Origin of the sequence: Bradyrhizobium sp. 61 (genome assembly GCF_023073075.1) — a bacterium.
GTDB classification, from domain to species: domain Bacteria; phylum Pseudomonadota; class Alphaproteobacteria; order Rhizobiales; family Xanthobacteraceae; genus Bradyrhizobium; species Bradyrhizobium barranii.
Genome location: NZ_JADPIU010000114.1, coordinates 1,953 through 3,177, shown reverse-complemented (window position 1 = coordinate 3,177; position 1,225 = coordinate 1,953). Strand labels below are relative to the sequence as shown.

2 protein-coding genes are annotated in these 1,225 nt (G+C 64.2%); both read right to left on the bottom strand.

All coding sequences use genetic code 11. The annotated features are described in order from the left end of the window. Positions 1-437: branched-chain amino acid ABC transporter permease (locus IVB46_RS43600; protein ID WP_247346066.1), on the bottom strand; the 437-nt coding region annotated here is incomplete at its 3' end. 11 nt (positions 438-448) lie between these two features. Further along, on the bottom strand, positions 449-1,225 hold a 777-nt coding region (locus tag IVB46_RS43595; protein ID WP_247346064.1), incomplete at its 5' end, for a branched-chain amino acid ABC transporter permease.

Genomic DNA, 1,225 nt, shown 5'->3' with positions numbered 1-1,225 from the left:
ACGCCCGGCAGGCCGTTCTCGCCGCCGGTGAAGTCCGAGAGCGGATTGAACTCGACGAAGAAGAACACCTCCGCGATCGCCACCGTGATCATGGCGAAATAGATGCCGGTGCGGCGCAGTGCGATCAGGCCGATCAGGTAGCCGGTCGCGGCCGCCGCGATCATGCCGATGATCAGTGCGCCCAGCACGTTGCCGAAACCCGCGCGGGTCAGGAGGTAGGCCGCGACAAAGCCGCCGGTGCCGTAGAAGGCGGACTGGCCGAACGACAGCAGGCCGGTAAATCCGAACAGGATGTCGAAGCCGAGACCGAACAGGCCCCAGACCAGGATCCGGTTCACGGTGTTCGGGGCGAAGCCGAGATGAGGCAGCACGAACGGGGCTGCGATCAAACCGATCGCGGTCAGGGTCTCGATCAGGAACGGGCGTTGCTTGAGCATCAGGAAATCGCTTACTCGCGGCCCTGGACGCCGAGCAGGCCATGCGGTCGCACCACGAGCACGAGCGTCATCGCCGCAAACAGCATCACATAGGCGTAGCCGGGGTTGAACATGGAGGTGACGCTGATGATCTCGCCGGCGATCAGTCCGCCGAGGATCGCGCCTGGAAACGAGCCGACGCCGCCGATCACCACCACCACGAAGGTCTGGACCAGGATGTCGTCGCCGATGCCAGGTGTCAGCGACACCACCGGCGCGTTGACGATGCCGGCAAATCCGGCGGCCATTGCGCCGATGCCGAACACGACCATGAAGACGCGGTAGACGTTGATGCCGAGCGAATCGACCATCACCGAATCCTCGATGCCGGCGCGCACGATCATGCCGAGCCGGGTCCGGTAGAGGACGATGAACAGTGCGCCGAGGGCGACCGCGACGATGCCGACGACGGCGAGGCGGTAGGTCGGATAGAACATGAAGCCGAGATTGGTGATGCCCTGGAACAGGGCCGGCGGCGGCACCAGCTGCGACTGGCTCGAGAAGATCAGGCGCACGAGCTCGACGAAACAGATGCCGAGCCCGAAGGTCACGAGCAGCTGATCCTCGTGCGGCCGATGATAGAAATGGCGGATGATGACGCGTTCCATCACGACGCCGAGCAGCATCACGAACAACGAGCCCGCGATGACGGCGATGATGAAGGACTCCGTGTACTGGTAGGCGACGAAGCCGGCATAGCCGCCGATCATGAACATCGCGCCATGCGCGAGGTTGAGCACGCCGAGCGT